Raw genomic sequence first — 19,394 nt, forward strand, 5'->3', positions numbered from 1 at the left:
ATGCATCGGAGTTCACGGCGCGCCGCGCAGCGTCTGCGTCAATGCGCGGTTTGCTGCCAGACCGGCGGCTTTCGGATCAGGAGCGGCCCGTAGCTCGCCGCGAAGGCGCCGAAGGCGAGCACCCACAGCGTTGCCGCGCCATGCAGCAGGCCGATGCTGCCGGTCATGGCCGCGGCGATCCGCATCAGCGCAGCGGCGAACAGGCACAGATAGATCGCCTGCGTCACCGGCGAGGCGGCAAGCGGCTGCTTGGTGTGGCCCAGACTCGCGCGCGTCATGACCGCAATTGTCATCATGCCGATCGCTCCCGCGGTCCAGGCGTGGATTCCGGCACTTGCGGGCGCTATGTCGGGCCAGACGATGGCCGCGCCGGTCAGCAGGAAGCCCGCGGGTACGAAGGCATAGGCGACATGCAGCACCAGCACGAGCCGGTCGCGCCAGGTGCGGTCACCGGCCCAGCGCGCGAGCCGCACAATGTGCAAAAGACCCGCGGCGATCAGGAGCGCGCCGCTCCACAGCGCGGACGGCGCCACGATCCACGAGACGAACGCGATCGCCGACACCGCAAGCGTCACCATGTCGTAACGGCCGAACGGTATCGGCAAGCGGCCGGGATTCTCGCGCACTAGCCAATTGTTAGTGAAGCTCGGAACGATGCGGCCGCCGACCAGACTGATGAGCAAAATCACCGCCGCGATCCCGACGCGAGTGCCGTAATCGGCGGCTCCGGTCCGGATGATCTCGACATGAAACGCGATATTGCCGAGCGCCAGCACCGAGACGATCACGAGGACCCGGAGGTTGCGCCAGTTCCGGCCGGCGATCACCTCGCGTGCTGCGACGCCCAGCAGAACCAGCAGAAAGGTGGCATCGATTATCGCCGCGGCCGGAAGGCCGACCCCGGCGGTCGACACCATGGCGACGCGCCCGGCGATCCACAGCGCGAACAGGGCGGCAAGCGAGGCGCCGCAGACCGGCAGCCGCCCGGTCCAGTTCGGGATAGCGGTCAGTAGGAAACCGGCCACGATTGCTGGAACATAGCCGTACAGCATCTCGTGGACATGCCAGTCGAGCGGTGCGATCGCCGAAGGCCATTGCCAAGCCTCTGGCCACGCGCCGGAATGCAACGGAATCCAAATCAGAATCGTCAGCGCCGCCCATACGGCGCCGCCGACGAAGAACGGACGGAACCCGTAAGAGAACAGCGCGGGGCCGGCATAATTGCGCCGGCGCTCAAGGGCGGCCGGGATGCTCATGGAAATAGACTAGCAGTCGCCGGCAGGAGCGACTTGACCTAAGTCATGCGCCCAAAACAGTCGTCCCCGCGACAGCGGGGACGACTCAAATCTAGCCCTGCGGCTGCGGCGCGATATCGCCGGCCGGCGGCTCGGGCCGCGGGCGCGTCTTGCCGGCCGGCGGCACGGCGGACGCGCGCGGCTGCGACGGCTCGGTGAAGCCCTCGCGCACCGGCGGCTTGCCGTCGAGCAGATCCTTGATCTCCTCGCCCGACAGCGTCTCGTATTCAAGCAGACCCTTGGCCAGCGTCTCGAGATCGGCGCGCTTCTCGGTCAGAATCTGGCGCGCCTCGGAGAGGCCTTCTTCGACGAGACGACGAACCTCGACGTCGATCTTCTTCGCGGTCTCCTCGGAAATGTTCTGCTGGCGCGACACCGAATGGCCGAGGAACACCTCTTCCTGGTTTTCGCCATAGGCGACGGTGCCGAGTTCCTTCGAGAAGCCCCAGCGCGTCACCATCATGCGGGCGAGCCGCGTCGCCTGCTCGATGTCGGATTGCGCACCCGAGGTGACCTTGTCGTGACCGAAGATCATCTCCTCGGCGATACGGCCGCCCATCATGATCGCAAGCCGCGAAGTCATCTGCTCGAAGCTCATCGACAGCTTGTCGCGCTCCGGAAGCTGCATGACCATGCCAAGCGCGCGGCCGCGCGGAATGATGGTGGCCTTGTGCACCGGATCGGTGGCCTTGACGTTGAGAGCGACGATCGCGTGGCCGCCCTCGTGATAGGCGGTGAGGAGCTTCTCCTCCTCGGTCATCACCAGCGACTTGCGCTCGGCGCCCATCATCACCTTGTCCTTGGCGTCCTCGAATTCGTGCTGGGTGACCATGCGCTTGTTGCGGCGCGCCGCCATCAGCGCCGCCTCGTTGACGAGGTTCATCAGGTCGGCGCCGGAGAAGCCGGGCGTGCCGCGCGCGATGGTCTTGAGATTCACGTCCGGCGCCAGCGGCACCTTGCGGACATGCACCTTCAGGATCTGCTCGCGGCCGACCACATCCGGGTTCGGCACAATGACCTGGCGGTCGAAGCGGCCCGGACGCAGCAGCGCCGGATCGAGCACGTCGGGGCGATTGGTCGCGGCAATCAGGATGATGCCCTCGTTCGCCTCGAAGCCGTCCATCTCGACCAGCAGCTGGTTCAGGGTCTGCTCGCGCTCGTCGTTGCCACCGCCGAGGCCGGCGCCGCGATGACGGCCGACCGCGTCGATTTCGTCGATGAAGATGATGCAGGGCGCATTCTTCTTGGCCTGCTCGAACATGTCGCGCACGCGCGAAGCGCCGACGCCGACGAACATCTCGACGAAGTCCGAACCGGAAATCGTGAAGAACGGCACATTGGCTTCGCCGGCGACGGCGCGCGCGATCAGCGTCTTGCCGGTGCCGGGAGGTCCGACCAGCAGCACGCCACGCGGAATGCGTCCACCGAGGCGCTGGAATTTCGAAGGGTCCCGCAGGAATTCAACGATCTCCTGCAGGTCCTGCTTGGCCTCGTCGACCCCTGCGACATCCTCGAAGGTCACCCGGCCATGCGCTTCCGTCAGCAGCTTGGCGCGCGACTTGCCAAAGCCCATCGCCTTGCCAGCACCGCCCTGCATCTGGCGCGACAGGAAGATCCACACGCCGAACAGCGCAATGAACGGCAGCCACGACACCAGCAACTGGACGAACCACGGCACCTGCTCCTGCGGAGAGCGCGCGGTGATGGTGACGCCCTTGTCGTAGAGCCGCTTCACCAGCGTCGGGTCGCTCGGGGCGTAGGTGCTGAAGGGCTTCAGGTCGGTGAAGGTGCCGTGAATTTCCTGGCCCTGGATGACGACGTCGCGCACGCGGCCGGCATCGACCTCGGTGAGAAGCTGCGAGAAGGAAATATCCTGCGCCGCCTGGCGCTGGTTCGGAGACTGGAACAACGTGAAGAGGGCAAGGACCAACAGGACGATGATCACCCAAAGGGCAAAGTTCCGAAGATTTGCGTTCATCACGTGTCCTTGTTGAACCGCGCCGGTAAAGCTACGGCTGGCATCCTACGGCTGGCATCGTCAGACGGCGGGAAAAGGCTTCAATGGCGCTTCCCCCGCCGGTCCAATGTATGTCTGCGGTCTGCGCCTGCCAAGAGAACCACCCCCGGTCCGGCGGCGAATCCATCCACCCCGGGGGCGATCATTCTAGCGTGTCCCGGCCTCTTCGATTGCGCCAGTTTTCCGCGTGGTTAAGGCCGGAATACGGCGTTTGGCAGCCTTTTCCGACCGCAGCCGGCGCGCAGGAGCACGCTCGACCGTCAGTTTCGTTCTCGTCAGCGAAATCATTGCCCCGGCCAGCGTCCGGCGAAACGGGCGGGGCGGCGTCCCCGCCAGCGCTGCGTCCGACAGCGGCCCGGACAGCGCCGCGAACAGCTTTTCGAGCTTGGCCAGTTCGATGGGACCTTCGTTCCCGGTCCAATCGATCATGCTGGCGAGCAGCCTCAGCGCGATCTCCTCGCTCAGGCCGGAAAATTCAATGGCATCGACCGCCACCGGTCCCCTGACCGGCCACGGACCAGGAGCAAGTCGCCGCAGGGCGGCGTCCAGAACCTCGGCGATGACCCGATCGGCCCGACTCATCCGCTCTGCGAGCAGCGCGAGCCGCTGCGTCGACAGCCCTTCCGCGGCAAGCGCCGGCATCAGCTTCCGCAGCCTTGGGCGTGCGAACCTTGGATCAAGGTTCGACGGGTCCTCCGAGAACGGGATCGCCGCGGCCGCGAGGGTTGCAGCGAGACGCGATTTGGCGATCGACAGCAGTGGGCGAAACAACGTGATCTTCGTTCGGCCATGCGCGAGCAACGAGCCGGCCGCCATGCCGCGGAGACCGGACGGCCCGCTGCCCCGCAGCAGCCGGAACAGCACGGTCTCAGCCTGATCGTCGAGCGTATGCGCGGTCATCACAATCGCGGCGCGCACGTCGCGCGCAACCTCTGCAAGCAGACGATAGCGTTCGTTGCGGGCGGCTTCCTGAATGCCGGTTTTCGGCTTGGCGCCGCGCCAGTGCACGGTTCGGTGCTCGACCTTGAGCTTGCGCGCGAGCGTGGCAACCGCGCGGGCCTCCCGCGCGGATTCCTCACGCAGACCATGATCGACTGTGACGGCGACGAGTCTCGGCGGATCCTCGAGGCCGTCGCGCCAGCGCGATGCGAGCCACAGCAGCGCCGTGGAATCCGGCCCGCCCGATACCGCAATCACGATCGCGGGCTGATCCGCAAATGGCGCAAACAGCTTGCGCGCCTCGGCGAGCGTGACCGGCCGCTCAGCAGCGGGCACGCTTCTGTTCCCGCTCGACCGCCTGCTTCACGGCGACCGACGAGCGCGGATACTTGCGGCCGACCTCCGCGAAAGAGGCGCATGCCATTTCCTTCTGCCGAATTGCGGCGAGCGACTGACCGAGCCGCAGCAGCGAGTCGGGCGCACGCGCAGCGGTCTCGTATTTGGTCGTGACCACGAGAAAGGCTTCGGCAGCGTCCTGGTATTGGCGGCGATGAAACAGACTCTCGCCGAGCCAGTAATTAGCATCGGCCGCCAGCCGGTCGCTCGGAAAGCGCTGGAGGAAATCGCGAAAAGTCTGTTCGGCCGACGGATAGTCCCGCTGCCGGATATATCCCACACCCAGATCGAAATAGTCCTTTGGCGAATTGCCCGGCGGCTGCACGGCCGCGACGCCGGTGCCGCTCATCTGCCGCTGCGGCGGCGGGGGCAACGCAATGCCGCGCCGCGACGGGTCGTTTGCCGCCATCGTCGACAAATCCATCGGGGCGCCCGGCGCCCGGCCGTCGTCCTCGGCAGGCGGCGCCGAAGGCTGACCGGGCGGCAGCGCGCCGAGCGGACGCGGCGCGCCCGGCGCCGCCGGATTGGCGTTCGGGTCGAAGGCGTCGCCGCGCCGCCCGCCGGGATTGGGCGTCGCGACGAAGTTGGGATTGTCGCGCTGTGCATAGCGCGGATCGTCATCCGCATCCGGCAAGTCGCCATCGGAGCGGCGACCCGGCAAGGGCATCGGCATTGGCTGCTGTACCGGCGGCTGCACCTGCTGCATCGCCGGCCGCTGCGGCTGCGCGGCGCGCGTGGGATCGGCGCCGCCGCGCACCTGCTGTTCGAGCTGCTGGTTGCGGTATTGCAGCTGCTCGACCTGCCCGGTGAGCTGACGGATCTGGTTTTCCAGCGCCTCGAGCCGCATCACGATGTCGGAGGCCGACACTTGCGCGGCCGCGGGCATAATGACCGCGAGCACGAAGGTCAGGACGATGACAGGCAAATGCGGCTTCGAACGCATAAGGCAACTCTGCGAGGACGGGAGACCTGAGAGCATAGCATAGTCTTCGTCGCGTCGAAATTATGACTGATTTGATTCACCCGCCGTTAACCAGCGGTCTCCGCCGGACTGGAAGCGGGTGCTCTGGTCTTGCGCGAGGCCAACCATTCCTCGAAACGCTGGATCAGCACGAACAGCGAGGGCACGAACAGCACCGCGAGGCAGGTCGATGCAATCATTCCGGTGAACACCGTGAGCCCGATCGATTTGCGCGCGCTGGCCCCGGCGCCGGTCGCCAGCACCAGCGGCACCATGCTGATGATGAACGCGAATGACGTCATCAGGATCGCGCGGAAACGCGCCTGCGCCGCATCGACCGCCGCTTCGAGGATGGTCTTGCCGTCGCGCAACCTGTGTTCGCGCGCAACCTCGACGATCAGGATCGCATTCTTGGCGGCAAGGGCGATCAGCAGCACGAGGCCGATCTGGGTATAGAGGTTGTTGTCGACATTCAGGCCCTTCAGCGCCAGCACCGGCCCGACCAGCGCAAGCGGCACCGAGATGATGATGGAGACCGGCGCGTACCAGCTCTCGTATTGCCCTGCCAGCACCAGATAGACCAGCAGCATGGCGAGCGCGAACACGATATACATCTGGTTGCCGACCGATTTCTCCTGAAACGACATCGCCGTCCATTCGAAATACGAGCCGGACGGAAGCGTCCGGTTCGCGATCTGCTCCATCAGCGAAAGCGCCTCCCCCGAGGAGAAGCCGGTAGCGGGCAGCCCGATCACGGTCGAAGCCGGATACAGATTGTAGAGCGTGATGAGCGATGGACCGACCGATGGCGTGATTTTCACCAGCGTACCTACCGGCACCATGTCGCCCTTGGTGCTGCGAACCGACAGCCTGTCGATATCGCTCTGCTTCACGCGAAACTGCGAATCCGCCTGGACATAAACCTGGAATGTGCGGCCGAACTTGTTGAATTGCGCAACATAGCTCGAGCCGAGATAGCTGGAGATCGCCTCGAATACCGCGTTGACCGGCACGAACAGGGTCTGTGCCTTCACGCGGTCGACCTCGACCGTGAGCTGAGGCACGTCGGCGCGGAACGAGGTCTGTACGCGCTGCAGACCGGTCTGCGATTGAGCATTGCCGACGATCTGGTTGGTGATGGCCTGCAGCTTGCTGAAGTCGAACGAGCCGTCGCGCAATTGCACCATCATGGTGAAACCGCCGGCATTGCCGATGCCCTGGATCGGCGGTGGAGGCAGGACGTTGATCTTCGCCTCCATGATCTGATCGTATTCCCTGCTCAGCCGCTCGAATAACGGCCGCAATTGCTCGTCCTTGCCGCGTTCGCTCCAGTCTTTCAGGATGATGTAGATGACGCCGGAGCTTGCGAGCGTCGCGTTGTTGTCCAAGGCGGAGACACCTGCGATCGACAGCGTGTTTTCGACGCCGGGAACCTTGCGTGCGATATCGGCGGCCTTTTGCAGCGCGTTGTTGGTCCGCTCCAGCGACGCCCCGTCCGGCAGTTGCACGGTTGCGAGCAGATAGCCCTGATCCTCGATCGGAAGGAATCCGGTCGGAATCCGCGACAATCCATAGCCGGCGGCCCCGATGATCATGAGCGCGACGACACCAAAGACGGCGGCGTGCCGCACCATCGCGCCGATCAGCCGCACATAGGCCCGCTCGCATGCGAGATAGCCGCGGTTGAACACGCGGAAGGCGACATTGCGCTTCTCCGGCGGGACCGAAGGGCGCAGCCAGAGCGCGCATTGGGTCGGCTTCAGGGTCGCGGCGTTGATGGCGCTGAGCAGCGCGGTGGCGGCGATCACCAGCGCGAATTGCGCATACATCTGCCCGGTCAGTCCGGGCAGAAAAGCGGCCGGGATGAACACCGACATCAGAACGAGCGTGATGCCGATGATCGGGCCGAACAATTCGTCCATCGCCTTGATCGCGGCGTCGTGCCCGCTCAGCCCGCGCTCGATATTGTGCGAGGCGCCCTCCACCACGACGATGGCGTCATCCACGACGATGCCGATCGCCAGCACGATCGCAAACAGCGTCGAGAGATTGACGGTGAAGCCAAGCGCCCACATGCCGGCGAATGCGCCGATGATGGTGACCGGCACGGTCGTCGCCGGCACCAGCATCGCGCGCCAGTCCTGCAGGAAGATCAGAATCACGATCAGCACCAGCACCGCGGCCTCGATCAGCGTGCGGTACACCTCGTCGATCGAGGCATTCACGAATTTTGTGGTGTCGAACGGAATTTGATATTGGATACCCGGCGGGAAGGCCTTGGCGAGTTCCGCCATCTTTGCGTCGACCAGCGTCTTCACCTGCAGCGCATTGGCGCCGGGTGTCTGGAAAATGCCGAGCGCGGCTGCGGGCTCGCCGTCCTGCGTGAAAATCTGGCTGTAGGTCTGCGCACCGAGTTCGACACGACCGATGTCCTTGATGCGGATGAACTGGCCGCCGGCCCCGGTACCGGTCTTGACCACGACGTTCTCATATTGCTCGACCTCGTTGAGACGGCCGGATATGTCGATGGTGTACTGGAAATCCTGGCCCGCCGGCACCGGCGGAATGCCGACCTGCCCGGCCGCCACCTCCTGGCTTTGCGACCGCAGCGCGCTGATCACGTCCTGCGGCGTGAGATCGAAGCCATAGAGCTTGTTCGGGTCCATCCAGATTCGCATCGAATACTGGCCGGCGCCGAACACGGTGACGTTGCCGACACCGGACACGCGCGACAGTTCGTCGCGCAGATTGATGGTGCCGTAATTGGCGAGATAAAGGCTGTCGCGACTCTTGTCCGGCGAGGTCAGCGTCACGAACATCAGGATCGCGGTGGACTTCTTCTGCACCGTGACGCCCTGCGCCTGCACCGCATCCGGCAATTGCGACAACGCGCTCGAAACGCGGTTCTGCACCAGCACCTGCGCGAAATCGAGATCGGTGCCGATCTTGAACGTGACGATCAGGTTATAGGTGCCGTCCGCCGCGCTGGTGGACTGCATGTAGATCATGTCCTCGACGCCGTTCACCTGCTGCTCGATCGGCAGCGCGACCGTGTCGATCACAACACGCGCGCTCGCGCCCGGATAGCGGGTGGTGACCTGCACCGTCGGCGGGGTGACGTTCGGATATTGCGAAATCGGCAGATTGATCAGGGCGACCAGGCCGACCACAACCATCAGGATTGCGAGGACGTTGGCGAGGACCGGACGCTCGATGAAGAATTTTGAGATCACCCGCGGTCCCCGGTTCAGGATTGCTTCGGCGGCGTGAGGGTCTCGACCTTCGGGTCGACCTTCTGGCCCGGGATGGCGCGCAGCAATCCGTCGACCACCACGCGATCGTCCGGCTTGAGCCCGTCGAGAATGACACGCATCGTGCCGACAATGTGGCCCGCCGTGATCTTGCGCTGCTCGACCACATTATCGGCATTGAGCACAAGCAGGTAGCGCCCGCCCTGGTCGGAGCCCATCGCAACATCGGGCACGAGAAATCGCTCCTGTCCCGGACCTGGGACCCGGACCCTGACGTAATAGCCCGGCAGCAGCGCAGCATTCGGATTGTCAAGAATGCCACGCACCGCGAGCGTACCGGTGCCGGCGGTCAGGGTCGGTGCGGCATAATCGAGATGGCCCTTGTAGGGAAAGCCGGCATCGGTCTGCAGCCCGACCTCGACCGGAATGCTGCTCACGTCGTTCGAAGTCATCCCCATCTTGGCACGCTCGGCGCGGATTCGCTGAACGTCCTGTTCGTTGATGTTGAAATTCACCCAGATCGGATCAACCTGCACGATGGTTGCGAGCTTGGTCGGGGTATTGTTGGCCCCGACATATTCGCCGACCGAGATCAGGCGCGCGGTCACGATGCCGTCGAACGGCGCGGCCACCTGGGTGTAGCTGTAATTGATCTTGGCGATTTCAGTGTTGGCCTGCGCCTGTTCCACGTTGGCCTTGTCGTTGTCGCGCTGCGCCAGCGCCTTGTCGTAGTCGGCCTGGGTGGACACCTGGCGTTTGAGCAGGTCGGTCCGGCGCTGCAATTCCGCTTCGGCCTGGACAAGGACCGCCTTCGCGCCGTCCTCCGCGGCCTTCGCCTGCTCCCATTTCACCTTGTACGGCTCGGGCTCGATCTCGAACAGCAGGGTGCCCTTCTTTACCAGCGCGCCGTCCTTGTAGTGGATTGCGGTGACGAAGCCCGGGATGCGCGCCACGAGATCGACGGTGTTCACCGCGGCGAGCGTGCCGGTCTCCTCCAGATAGCCAATGACATTCTGACGCAGCGGACTGGCCACCATGACCTGTGGCGGTGGCGGTGCCACATAGCGATTGGGCTCTTCGCACCCGGCGAGGAGGACGGTGGCGGCAAGTACGAGCGCGGGGATGATTCGGGTTTGCACTGGCATGACGAACTAGAATCCCGCGCCATCGGAACTTTGGCAAGCGGCAAAAACAAAACCGGCGCCCCCGGGGCGCCGGTTCAACAACATGTCATGTCACAGGCTTAAGAACTCGCGTTCAGCACCGTCACCGCGCGGCGATTCTGCGACCAGCACGAAATATCGTCGCAGACCGCAACCGGACGCTCCTTGCCGTATGAAATCGTTCGCATGCGCTGCGGATTGACGCCGCGCGAGGCGAGATATTCACGCACGGTCTGCGCCCGGCGCGCACCCAGGGCAATATTGTATTCGCGGGTGCCGCGCTCGTCGGCATGACCTTCAATGGTGAAGGTGTATTGCGAATAGCGGTTCAGCCACTGCACCTGCTTGTCGAGGGTCGCGCGCGCCTGTGGCGTCAGTGTCGACTGGTCGGATTCGAAAAATACGCGATCACCGACATTGACCACGAAATCCTGCTGGCTTCCCGGAGCGGCGACCCCGCCGGCGCCCGCCGTCTGATCACCCGGCTTGTTCGCGCAGGCCGAAACCGCCAGCGCCGCCGCAAGCATGCCGACAAGTCCGAGCGCGCGCGCGAAGCGGCGCAGGTTCAAAAAGCGCAGACCCAAAGGGCGCATATCCAAGAGGCGCAGGGATTGTCTCACAGCATTCATCCCGGTGGCTCCATTCACAACGTACCGGAAAGGTCTAAGCCGGGATCGTTAAGCGAACCTTCCGTCAACCTTGACGGCGCCTTGCAAAGCGCCCCGAAATGCGTCCCATTGCCGCAAACCATTGGTAATGGTTACTCATGTCTTAACGCCGAAAATGCGGCGAATCGACCGCAACTTTCGACCCTTGGCGGATCCCGCGAGCGCGAACAGCGTGGCTGCTCCGCTCGACCATGCGAACCGAGACGCTCGCCCGCCGCGCAAATCAGGACAACAGCGGAGACCAGGCCGGATCTGATGCAAAACTAGGCGTCGGGATTCGCTGCTCGTTGCGGCCGGTGATATCCACCGAAAACAGCGAAGGCCCGCTCTGCCCGCCGCCTTCGCGGAAGAACATGATCACCCGGCCGTTCGGCGCAAAGGTCGGCCCCTCGTTGTGGAACCCCTCGGTGAGAATGCGCTCCCCGGAGCCGTCGATGCGCATGAGACCGATCGAAAAGCGGCCGCCGCCCTGCTTGGTGAAGGCAATGGTATCGCCACGCGGCGACCACACCGGCGTCGAGTACGAGCCTTCGCCGAAACTGATGCGCTGAGCCTGGCCGCCGGTCGAGGCCATGACATATATCTGCTGCGATCCGCCACGGTCTGACTCGAAACAGATGCGGCTGCCATCCGGCGAATAGGAGGGCGCGGTGTCGATGGCCGGCGACTGCGTCAGCCGCGTGGTGGCGCGCGAACGCAGATCCATCACGAACAGGTTGGAATTCGAGCCCTGCTGCAGGCTCATGATCACCCGCTGGCCATCGGGCGAGAAGCGCGGCGAGAACGTCATGCCCGGAAAATTGCCGACGATTTCGCGCTGGTTGGTTTCGATATTGAGCAGGTAGACCCGCGGGTCGCCCTGCCCGAACGACATATAGGTGATTTCCTGGGTCGAGGGCGAGAAGCGCGGCGTGAGCACCAGATCCTCGCCGCGCGTGAGATAGCGCACATTGGCGCCATCCTGATCCATGATCGCGAGCCGCTTGACGCGTCGCTCCTTGGGGCCGCTCTCGTCGACAAAGACGATGCGGGTGTCGAAATAGCCCTTCTCGCCGGTCAGCCGTTCATAGATGGCGTCCGAAATGATGTGCCCAATCCGGCGCCAGTTTTCCGGCGTCGTGGTGTATTGCTGGCCGGCCTGTTGCTGACCGCCGAACACATCGTACAGCCGGAAGCGGGCAGCGAGACGGCCGTCGCCCTGACGGACCACCTGCCCGGCGACCAGCGCCTGCGCCTTGATGGCGCGCCAGTCCGGATAATTCGGCGGCACATCGACGCCCCGCAGCCGCTCGATGAACGCCGCCGGGTCGATCGGCGCGAACAGCCCGGAGCGGCGCAGATTGTTGGTCACCACGGCGGACACGTTGCGTGCGGTCTCGGTGTCGGCGGCGTTGCCGAAGAAGTCCGGGATCGCGATCGGCATCGGCTGGAAATTGCCCTCGGTGATCTGCAGCCGCACCTGGGCCGCCGCGTCCCGCACACGCAAGGTCGATGCCGCACCGAGCGCGCCCGCGCCGAGCATCAACATGCCGCGCCGGGTCAGGCCCAAACGATGAAATGTCTTCGTTTCAGTCATGATCGCTCTGTTCAAAAACCAAACATCGTCCGTTCGTCGAAATCGACATCGATCTCGCGCCAGGTTTCATAGGTCTCCCGGCGCAGCATGTTGAAGGGCTGGCTTACCAGCACCGCGCGCACGGCGCTGTCGCGAAATGCCTCGAAGGCCGGCCCGCTGCCGCGCGACAGCACTTGCGGCGGACCGGAGAGCCGCCCGTCCGGCAGCAGCCGGATGCGCATGCTGATCACGACCTTTTCCGCCACCGGAGGCACCGACCAGTTCTGTTTCAGCCGCGCGCGGAGCGCGTCAAGCTCGTTCTGCGTCAGGGTCGCCGCGGTCCCGGCAGGAATGCCGAGCGAGGCGGTGCGGTTGAGCGTCTCGCCGGTCGTCGCCTGACGCTGGGAATCGCGCTTGTCCAGCAGGGCAGCGATGCGATCCGGATTGAACGCAGGCTGCTTCTTGGGCGCCGGCTTTTTCGGCGGCGTCGGAACCGGCTTTTGCGCCTGCTTCTTCTGTTCCTCTTTCTTCTTGGCCTCGTCCTTTTTCAGCGCTTCGGCGATCGGATCGGGCTTTTCCTCCGGTTTGGGCTCTGGCTTGGCATCCGCCTTCGGTGCCGGCTTGGGCGGCTCCGGCTTCGGTTCGGGCTTGGCTTCCGCCTTTTCCTCCGGACGCGGCGGCGGGGTCTGCTCGTTCCTGGTCGCCTGCAATTCCTTCTTCTCGGAAATCTTGGCGGTGTGATCTTCGGCCTGTTTCTGCTCGCCTACTTTCTCGACCAGCGGCTTTGGCGCATCCTGCTTCTTTGCGGTCTTGGATCCCGCCGTGAGCTGGCTGAATTCGGTCGGCGAGATGATGTCGACGGGGAGCGAATCCGACGGCATCGACTCGAGCGGAGTCGTCGCGAAGGTCAGCACCGCCCACAGCAAGACGGACGCATGCACAACACCCGATATGGCGAGCCCCGTCCTCATGTTTCGTGGGCCGTCAGGTTCCCTGTTCGACCTCGGTGACGAGCGCGACCCGGCGGAAACCCGCCGCCGACAGCCGACCCATCACGCGCATGACTGTACCGTAATTCACGTTCTTGTCGCCCCGCACATAGATGCGTTCCTCGGCGCCGCCGCGCGCGTCGGTGATCGCCTTCAGCTTGGGAACCAGTTCCTCGACCTTGATCTCTGAATTCATCAGATAGACCTCGCCCTTGGTATTCACGGTGACCGTGAGCGGCTCCTTGTCCTGGTCGAGGCTCTTGGCCTGGGTCTGCGGCAGATCGATCTGCACGCCGACCGTCAGAAGCGGTGCCGAGACCATGAAAATGATCAGGAGCACAAGCATCACGTCGACCATCGGGGTGACGTTGATCTCGGACATGACCGGCTTGCGGCGATGCCGCCGCCGGCCCTGAACGCCCTCGCTGCCACCGCCCGCACCCATGCGTCAGGCTCCCCGCTCGTCGATCTGACGCGACAGGATGGCCGAGAATTCGTCGGCGAAACCCTCCAGCCGATGCGCCTGCTTGTTCACCTCGGCCACGAACTTGTTATAGAAAATCGTCGCGGGAATGGCGGCAACAAGGCCGATCGCGGTGGCGAACAATGCTTCCGCGATACCGGGTGCGACCACCGCCAGCGACGTGTTCTTCGAGGCCGCGATCGACTGGAAGCTGTTCATGATGCCCCAGACGGTTCCGAACAGGCCGACGAACGGCCCGGCGGAACCCACCGTCGCGAGTACCAGAAGGCGGCGCTCCAGCCGGTCGATCTCGCGGGTGATGGTGACATCCATCACCTTGTCGATGCGCTGCTGCAGGCCCGCGAAGGACCGCGCGTGCCCCTCGAAGCTGCGCTTCCATTCGCGCATCGCGGCGACGAACAGAGCGGCCATGGAGTGCGTGGGCTTGGCGGACAGCGAGCGGTACAGTTCTTCCAGCGATTGACCGGACCAGAAAGCCTGCTCAAAGCGGTCCATGGCGCGCTTGGTCCGCGCGAACAGAAGAAACTTGTCGATCGCGATCGCCCAGACCCAGATCGAGCAGGCCAGCAGGCCGATCATCACCGCCTTGACGACCCAGTGCGCCTGCAGGAACAGGCCGAGGATCGAAAGGTCGGCGGCCACCGGCAAAGCCGACTGTGCAACGTCGGCTGGGTTCATGAAGGTCTCTCCGGTTCGCGTGTCCACGTTTTCGGCGGCCCGATGAACCGTCGCACCATGCCGGACCAAACCGGAAAACCCAAAGCTGCGCCCGTTTTCACAGACGCGGCACACAGGTCCGATTGTCACGAAGACGACGCCGTCCACCACCCGGCAAGACGACGAAATCCCCGTGAAACTTGGCCAAACTAGGGCGCGGCCGGGCCACCCGCCCCTAACCAGCGCCCATTGTGGTTAAGGTTTGGTTACAGTCCGAAGACGAATCCCGCCGTCGGCCTTCACCAAAATCCCGCGCAGGCTCCTGGAACTCACGGATGGCCAACCTCATCATTTTTGCCGCCAATTTGCTTCCGCTGGCGGGCGTGTGGTTCTGGGGCTGGGACGCGTTCCAGGTGCTGATGCTGTACTGGGCGGAAACGGTGATTGTCGCGCTGTGGACCCTCGCCCGGATCGCCACCATGCCGGATCCGGACGGCCGGAACGGCACCGGCCGGATCATCATCAATGCCGGCAAGACGGTTTTCTTCGCGCTGCATGCCGGCATCTTCATCGGCGTGCATCTGGTGTTTCTGCTGACGCTGTTCTCCGGCGACTGGGAGAGCCGGATGGATCATCCGCTCGGCTTCCTCGATGCGCTCTATATCGAGTCCGGAGCCTGGGTGGCGCTGGTCCTCGCCTTCGTCGCGGGGCTGATCGGGTTTGTGACGGCAACGCCGCAGCCGACCGTGGTGACCTGGTTCCTGAGCCGGATCGGCGGCCGGCGCGCATCCTTCGTCCCCGAAAAGACCGATCCCGACAAGGATCATCTCAACCCGGTGATCAGCGGTCTGTACACCCGCATCATCGTCATGCAGGTCGGCATCATCTTCGGCGCCTGGCTGACGGATATTTTCGGCAATCTCGGGCCGCTGGTGATCGTGATCGTGCTGAAGTCGGTCATCGAACTGGGCATCTGGACGCCCTGGAAACCCACGGTCGAAAAAAATGCCAAAAGCGGCGACCGCCCTGCCCAATAGAAAGCACCCGCCGGAATGCGGCGGGCGCTAGCAGGCAGAACAAGCGCGATGGCAATTACGCCTGAGACGTTTGCGATGACGGCGGTGTGATGTCCGGACGGCCGCGACGGTCGGCCATGAACTGGTCGAACTCGGCCTTGTCCTTGGCCTCCCGCAGCCGCGCCAGGAATTCCTGGAATTCGCGCTGCTCCTCCTCGAGCCGGCGCAGGGTCTCGGCACGATATTCGTCAAACGCGCGGTTGCCCGAGGATGGGGGCGACCAGAATCCGCCGCCGCCATGCATCTGGGTGCGGACGCGGTCCATCTTTTCCTGCATCCGGGTCATTTTGCCCTGCCAGCGTTCCATGCCGTAGCGACTGCAAGCCATCCGACCGCTCCATATGGTGAAGGCCAGAAGGGCGAGACCGAGAGGCCACCACACGATGAAGCCGAGGACCGTCAGCAGGATCCAGGCCGGTCGGCCGTAGTCGTCGATCTTGTCCGTGAGTGTTATCGCGTTCATCGCATCCTCATGGCGATATGTGAATGTTAATAACATTTACATAACGGCGGCATGCCGGGGTGTCAAGGGCGTCTGCCGGAGCGTTACCTCGGATGCAGGCCGAGGCCACTCAGATAGACAAGGACTCCCGCTTCCAACAGGTCCTCTGGCGACATTGGCAGCGCACGCTGCGACCCGTCGCCGCGTGCGAACAGCGAGGCGATGCCGTGCGACAGCGCCCAGATATGCAGCGCCATCATCAGTGCCGGCGGCCGCTTGTCCTTTGGCAGCAGCACGGAAATCGCCTCGCAGGCAGAGCGCATCACCGCGAAGGCGCGGTCGCCGGCCGCGCGGAGTTCCGGATTGGCGTCCGGCGGAACTCCCGCTTCAAACATCGCGGAATAGAAGGCCGGTTCCGAGCGCGCAAATGCCAGATAGGTCTTGCCGAGACGCTGGAAGGCGGTCTGCGGATCGGGCCTGGCGTTGTCCCAGGCCTTCGTGAGGCGTTCGGTGAACTCGTCGAAACCGCGGCGCGCCACGTCGGCAAGCAGTTCCTCGCGATCGCGATAATGGCGATAGGGCGCGGCCGCGCTGACACCGGCCCAGCGGGCCGCGTCGGCAAAGGTAAAGCCCGCCGGCCCCTTTTGCGCGATCAGGTCGAGTGCAGCCCGCACCAGGGCTTCCTTGAGGTTGCCGTGGTGATAGCCGCGTTCCGTGCCGGTGCCACGCTTCCAGACCATGTGAAGGGCATTAACATGCGTCGGCAGGCGGCGTCGATGGTCTCCGAACGCCGTCGCACAAGCCCGGACAGTGGAATTTACACCTTCCTACTCCGCCGCTTCGCGATGAGCGCGCGCAAGGCGAACCAGCGCGTCGTCGTCCACGGTCTCGATCGGCTGGAAATCCCGGTGCGCGATGAAGTCCGGCCGCGTCGGCGTGCGGATGTAGTTCGAGACCGCGTTCAGCGTCAGATACACGATCTTGCGCGGATAGGGCGTGATGTTGCCGGCCGAGCCATGCACCAGGTTGCCGTGGAACATCAGCATGCTCCCCGGCTTTCCGGTGGGCGCGACGATGCCGCCCTCGTTGACCAGTCGCGTCACCGTTTCCTCGTCGAGCGTCCACAGCGGATACGACGTGGTTTCGACATCGTGCGAGGCTTTCAGATCGCCTGCGGTCTGGCTGCGCGGCACCAGCATGAGAGGACCGTTGATCGGCATCACTTCGTCGAGGAAGACCGCGATGTTCATCGCGCGCGGCTCCGGCATGCCGTCATCGCGTTTCCAGGTGCCGTAATCCTGGTGCCACTGCCACACCGCGCCGGTGAACGCGGACTTGGCGTTGATCTTGTACTGGTGCATGTAGACCTTCTCGCCGAAGATCTGCTCCACCGGCTCGATCATGCGCGGATGCGCGCCGAGCAGCCGGAATGCTTCGTTGTAGAGGTGAGCGGCAAAGGCGGTGCGCGGCGCGCCGCTCTTTTCGCGCCACACTTCGGGACGCTGCTGCTCGTAGATCGCGATCGCCTCGCGACGCAGCAGATCGACCTCCTCGGGATTGAAAAGTTCCGGCAGCAGCAGCCAGCCTTCAGTGCGGAACTGGTCGAGTTGCGCCTGTGTCAGTCTCACCGCTTCCTCCTGATGATTGCTTTCTTCTTTTTGTGATGAGCGAGTACCGGGGCAATTCCCTCCGCGGAACGAGCCATCCATGATACCTCAATCCGGTCGTGGACGCACCAGGCCGTCGGAACTGCGGCACGACCCGCTTATCTGACGCTGGTCCGCAGCCGTTTCATCGCCCGAACGAACACTTCCTTGTCGCCGTTGGCGCGCGAGAGCACGAGCGCACCCTGAATGCCGAGCAGAATGTCCTCGGCGCGCTGCTTCGCCTGTGACCGCGGCAACCCGCGCCGCCGCAGCGCGCCCGCGAGCGCGTCCTCCCACGCCTTGAAATAGCTGCGCACGGCGTTGCCGAACCGGTCGCGGGCGGAGCCAAGTGCAAACACCCCGACAAGGCAGACCCGGCCGCCGGATTCGAAATAGCGGTCGACCGCGTCGAACATCTGCGCGAGTTCCTTACCGTTCGTGCCGTCGCGCAGCGGCGCGAAGACCTCGCGCTCGAACCACCGGTCGATGTGCGCCAGCACTTCTTCCGCCATCTGTTCCTTCCCCCGCGGGAACAGATTGTAGAGGCTGCCCTTGCCGAGACCCGTGGCCTGCGTGATCAGCGCGAGCGAAGCGCCCTCGTAGCCATGCACACGGAACACCTCGGCCAGTTGTGCAATCAACGCATCGCGTGCGCTGTCCTTCGTCTTGCGCTGGGTCTTCGCCGGCATCAATACGGTTCGGCGGCGAGCCCGTGAACGTTGTCTGGACGCGAACCCGGCGCATCCCAGAAGAAGCGTCGCTGCTGCTGTTCGATCGCGACATCGTTGATCGAGGCCTCGCGGCGTTTCATCAGCCCGGCCTCGTCGAACTCCCATTGCTCGTTGCCATAGGAGCGAAACCATGCCCCGGTCTCGTCGTGCCATTCATACTGGAAGCGCACTGCGATCCTGTCGCCGTGGAAGGCCCAGAGGTCCTTGATCAGGCGATAATCGCTTTCCTTCGCCCATTTGCGGACGAGGAAATCCACGATGGCGTCGCGCCCGACGAAGAATTCCGAGCGGTTGCGCCAGGTCGAATCCGGCGTATAGGCGAGCGACACGCGCACCGGATCGCGGGAATTCCACGCATCCTCGGCCATGCGGACCTTCTGCCGCGCAGTCTCCTCGGTGAAGGGCGGAAATGGCGGACGCGACATGACGCTTCTCCTGACGCTCAAAACCGGCGCGAGATTTGTACCGATCGGTACAAACGGGAGTCAAGCGTCCCGTGCCCGCCCGCCGGGAATGCGCCAGTCACCTGAATTTCAGATGTCCGGCATTCGCCGGGTTCGGCCTGACCTGCTTGACGTGTCGTTCGATCGCAGCGGCCGAATCCGGCGGGAAGAGACCCGTCGTGTCGAGTTCCAGCAATTCCGGCACATCGGGCTTCTGGAGCCGGCCCGAGGACATGAACGCAGCGAGCGCACGCGGATCCGTGAGCTTTCGGCCCACCCGATCCGGACTCTGCAGACGGCGCATGTTTTCCTCCAACCCGCCCCCAAGAACGACCGGTATCAGGACGGCATTTCTCTTGACCGCGAGATCAACGACGTGGCGCCACGCTTCGATCTCGCGAGGGGCATTCACGCACAACGCATTCGTCATGACAAAGGTCTCGCTCGCCGGACGATTGGCAAGAACGTCGTAGGCTGCAATCCGCACGGCTTCATAAAGCGGCCATCGCTGCGGATCCTGCAGACCGGCGCAGCGGATCGCAACATCATGCAGCAGGTGATTGTCGACCAAGCGTGCCCCCAGCCGCTCTGCAAGCACGCGGCCTATGGTCAGTTTCCCGATCCCAGGCCAGCCATTGAGATGGATAATCATCGGATAGCCCAAATCTCTCGGCTCGCGCC

18 protein-coding genes are annotated in these 19,394 nt (G+C 64.2%); 1 reads left to right on the forward strand and 17 read right to left on the reverse strand.

Annotated features, from left to right (window positions below):
- Positions 1-38 precede the first annotated feature (38 nt).
- The 11 genes from AB7F49_RS20210 to tolQ form a co-directional block, all read right to left on the reverse strand.
- Positions 39-1,256: an NnrS family protein gene (locus AB7F49_RS20210; protein WP_428525613.1), complete on the reverse strand. Its 1,218-nt coding sequence runs from the start codon at positions 1,254-1,256 to the stop codon at positions 39-41.
- 91 nt (positions 1,257-1,347) lie between these two features.
- Positions 1,348-3,273, reverse strand: a complete 1,926-nt coding sequence (ftsH, locus tag AB7F49_RS20215) for an ATP-dependent zinc metalloprotease FtsH (protein ID WP_428525615.1) — start codon at positions 3,271-3,273, stop codon at positions 1,348-1,350.
- Positions 3,274-3,459: 186 nt separating this feature from the next.
- Positions 3,460-4,587, reverse strand: a complete 1,128-nt coding sequence (gene tilS, locus AB7F49_RS20220; protein ID WP_428525617.1) for a tRNA lysidine(34) synthetase TilS — start codon at positions 4,585-4,587, stop codon at positions 3,460-3,462.
- Positions 4,574-5,590 carry a tol-pal system protein YbgF gene (gene ybgF / locus AB7F49_RS20225; RefSeq protein ID WP_428525619.1) on the reverse strand — a complete coding sequence of 339 codons (1,017 nt, stop codon included), beginning with the start codon at positions 5,588-5,590 and terminating at the stop codon, positions 4,574-4,576. The genes tilS and ybgF overlap by 14 nt, the downstream gene beginning before the upstream one ends.
- 86 nt (positions 5,591-5,676) lie before the next feature.
- Positions 5,677-8,841, reverse strand: coding sequence for an efflux RND transporter permease subunit (locus AB7F49_RS20230; protein WP_428525621.1), 3,165 nt, complete (start codon positions 8,839-8,841; stop codon positions 5,677-5,679).
- A 14-nt stretch (positions 8,842-8,855) separates the two neighbouring features.
- The gene (locus AB7F49_RS20235; protein WP_428525623.1) at positions 8,856-10,004 is read right to left on the reverse strand and encodes an efflux RND transporter periplasmic adaptor subunit; all 1,149 of its coding nucleotides are present in this window, start codon (positions 10,002-10,004) and stop codon (positions 8,856-8,858) included.
- 98 nt (positions 10,005-10,102) lie between these two features.
- Entirely contained in the window at positions 10,103-10,549 is a 447-nt protein-coding gene (gene pal, locus AB7F49_RS20240; RefSeq protein ID WP_428525673.1) for a peptidoglycan-associated lipoprotein Pal, read from the reverse strand.
- Between the two features lie 364 nt (positions 10,550-10,913).
- The gene (gene tolB, locus AB7F49_RS20245; RefSeq protein ID WP_428525675.1) at positions 10,914-12,218 is read right to left on the reverse strand and encodes a Tol-Pal system beta propeller repeat protein TolB; all 1,305 of its coding nucleotides are present in this window, start codon (positions 12,216-12,218) and stop codon (positions 10,914-10,916) included.
- 59 nt (positions 12,219-12,277) lie between these two features.
- Positions 12,278-13,216: a protein TolA gene (locus AB7F49_RS20250; RefSeq protein WP_428525625.1), complete on the reverse strand. Its 939-nt coding sequence runs from the start codon at positions 13,214-13,216 to the stop codon at positions 12,278-12,280.
- 13 nt (positions 13,217-13,229) lie between these two features.
- Positions 13,230-13,679, reverse strand: coding sequence for a protein TolR (gene tolR, locus AB7F49_RS20255; RefSeq protein ID WP_428525627.1), 450 nt, complete (start codon positions 13,677-13,679; stop codon positions 13,230-13,232).
- 3 nt (positions 13,680-13,682) lie between these two features.
- Positions 13,683-14,396: a protein TolQ gene (gene tolQ / locus AB7F49_RS20260; protein WP_428525629.1), complete on the reverse strand. Its 714-nt coding sequence runs from the start codon at positions 14,394-14,396 to the stop codon at positions 13,683-13,685.
- Between the two features lie 314 nt (positions 14,397-14,710).
- On the opposite strand from tolQ, the gene AB7F49_RS20265 reads away from it, so the two are divergent.
- Positions 14,711-15,412, forward strand: coding sequence for a DUF6498-containing protein (locus AB7F49_RS20265; protein ID WP_428525631.1), 702 nt, complete (start codon positions 14,711-14,713; stop codon positions 15,410-15,412).
- Positions 15,413-15,467: 55 nt separating this feature from the next.
- Here AB7F49_RS20265 and AB7F49_RS20270 read toward each other — a convergent pair whose 3' ends face one another.
- From AB7F49_RS20270 to AB7F49_RS20295, 6 genes are all read right to left on the reverse strand, one after another.
- Positions 15,468-15,914, reverse strand: coding sequence for a DUF2852 domain-containing protein (locus tag AB7F49_RS20270; RefSeq protein ID WP_428525632.1), 447 nt, complete (start codon positions 15,912-15,914; stop codon positions 15,468-15,470).
- Positions 15,915-15,997: 83 nt separating this feature from the next.
- On the reverse strand, positions 15,998-16,633 hold the full coding sequence (locus tag AB7F49_RS20275) for a TetR/AcrR family transcriptional regulator (protein ID WP_428525634.1): 636 nt from the start codon (positions 16,631-16,633) through the stop codon (positions 15,998-16,000).
- An 87-nt stretch (positions 16,634-16,720) separates the two neighbouring features.
- Complete coding sequence (locus AB7F49_RS20280) at positions 16,721-17,521, reverse strand: phytanoyl-CoA dioxygenase family protein (protein WP_428525636.1); 801 nt, start codon at positions 17,519-17,521, stop codon at positions 16,721-16,723.
- Positions 17,522-17,658: 137 nt separating this feature from the next.
- Positions 17,659-18,228 carry a TetR/AcrR family transcriptional regulator gene (locus AB7F49_RS20285; protein ID WP_428525638.1) on the reverse strand — a complete coding sequence of 190 codons (570 nt, stop codon included), beginning with the start codon at positions 18,226-18,228 and terminating at the stop codon, positions 17,659-17,661.
- Positions 18,228-18,695 (reverse strand): DUF1348 family protein, encoded by a 468-nt coding sequence (locus tag AB7F49_RS20290; RefSeq protein WP_428525640.1) that lies wholly within the window; start codon positions 18,693-18,695, stop codon positions 18,228-18,230. Before AB7F49_RS20290 ends, AB7F49_RS20285 begins: the two co-directional genes overlap by 1 nt.
- A gap of 97 nt (positions 18,696-18,792) precedes the next feature.
- Complete coding sequence (locus AB7F49_RS20295) at positions 18,793-19,365, reverse strand: AAA family ATPase (RefSeq protein WP_428525642.1); 573 nt, start codon at positions 19,363-19,365, stop codon at positions 18,793-18,795.
- Positions 19,366-19,394 lie beyond the last annotated feature (29 nt).

It is taken from the genome of Pseudorhodoplanes sp. (genome assembly GCF_050250235.1).
Taxonomy (GTDB): domain Bacteria; phylum Pseudomonadota; class Alphaproteobacteria; order Rhizobiales; family Xanthobacteraceae; genus Pseudorhodoplanes.

What these genes read in the sequence shown, in the direction of transcription:
- AB7F49_RS20295 (WP_428525642.1), bottom strand. Translation starts at nt 19,365, where the DNA reads ATGATTATCCATCTCAATGGCTGGCCTGGGATCGGGAAACTGACCATA.
- AB7F49_RS20275 (WP_428525634.1), bottom strand. Translation starts at nt 16,633, where the DNA reads ATGGTCTGGAAGCGTGGCACCGGCACGGAACGCGGCTATCACCACGGC.
- tolQ (WP_428525629.1), bottom strand. Translation starts at nt 14,396, where the DNA reads ATGAACCCAGCCGACGTTGCACAGTCGGCTTTGCCGGTGGCCGCCGAC.
- tolB (WP_428525675.1), bottom strand. Translation starts at nt 12,218, where the DNA reads ATGTTGATGCTCGGCGCGGGCGCGCTCGGTGCGGCATCGACCTTGCGT.
- tolR (WP_428525627.1), bottom strand. Translation starts at nt 13,679, where the DNA reads ATGGGTGCGGGCGGTGGCAGCGAGGGCGTTCAGGGCCGGCGGCGGCAT.
- AB7F49_RS20235 (WP_428525623.1), bottom strand. Translation starts at nt 10,004, where the DNA reads ATGCCAGTGCAAACCCGAATCATCCCCGCGCTCGTACTTGCCGCCACC.
- AB7F49_RS20270 (WP_428525632.1), bottom strand. Translation starts at nt 15,914, where the DNA reads ATGAACGCGATAACACTCACGGACAAGATCGACGACTACGGCCGACCG.
- AB7F49_RS20265 (WP_428525631.1), top strand. Translation starts at nt 14,711, where the DNA reads ATGGCCAACCTCATCATTTTTGCCGCCAATTTGCTTCCGCTGGCGGGC.
- pal (WP_428525673.1), bottom strand. Translation starts at nt 10,549, where the DNA reads ATGCTTGCGGCGGCGCTGGCGGTTTCGGCCTGCGCGAACAAGCCGGGT.
- ftsH (WP_428525615.1), bottom strand. Translation starts at nt 3,273, where the DNA reads ATGAACGCAAATCTTCGGAACTTTGCCCTTTGGGTGATCATCGTCCTG.
- AB7F49_RS20285 (WP_428525638.1), bottom strand. Translation starts at nt 18,228, where the DNA reads ATGCCGGCGAAGACCCAGCGCAAGACGAAGGACAGCGCACGCGATGCG.
- AB7F49_RS20290 (WP_428525640.1), bottom strand. Translation starts at nt 18,695, where the DNA reads ATGTCGCGTCCGCCATTTCCGCCCTTCACCGAGGAGACTGCGCGGCAG.
- AB7F49_RS20210 (WP_428525613.1), bottom strand. Translation starts at nt 1,256, where the DNA reads ATGAGCATCCCGGCCGCCCTTGAGCGCCGGCGCAATTATGCCGGCCCC.
- AB7F49_RS20250 (WP_428525625.1), bottom strand. Translation starts at nt 13,216, where the DNA reads ATGAGGACGGGGCTCGCCATATCGGGTGTTGTGCATGCGTCCGTCTTG.
- ybgF (WP_428525619.1), bottom strand. Translation starts at nt 5,590, where the DNA reads ATGCGTTCGAAGCCGCATTTGCCTGTCATCGTCCTGACCTTCGTGCTC.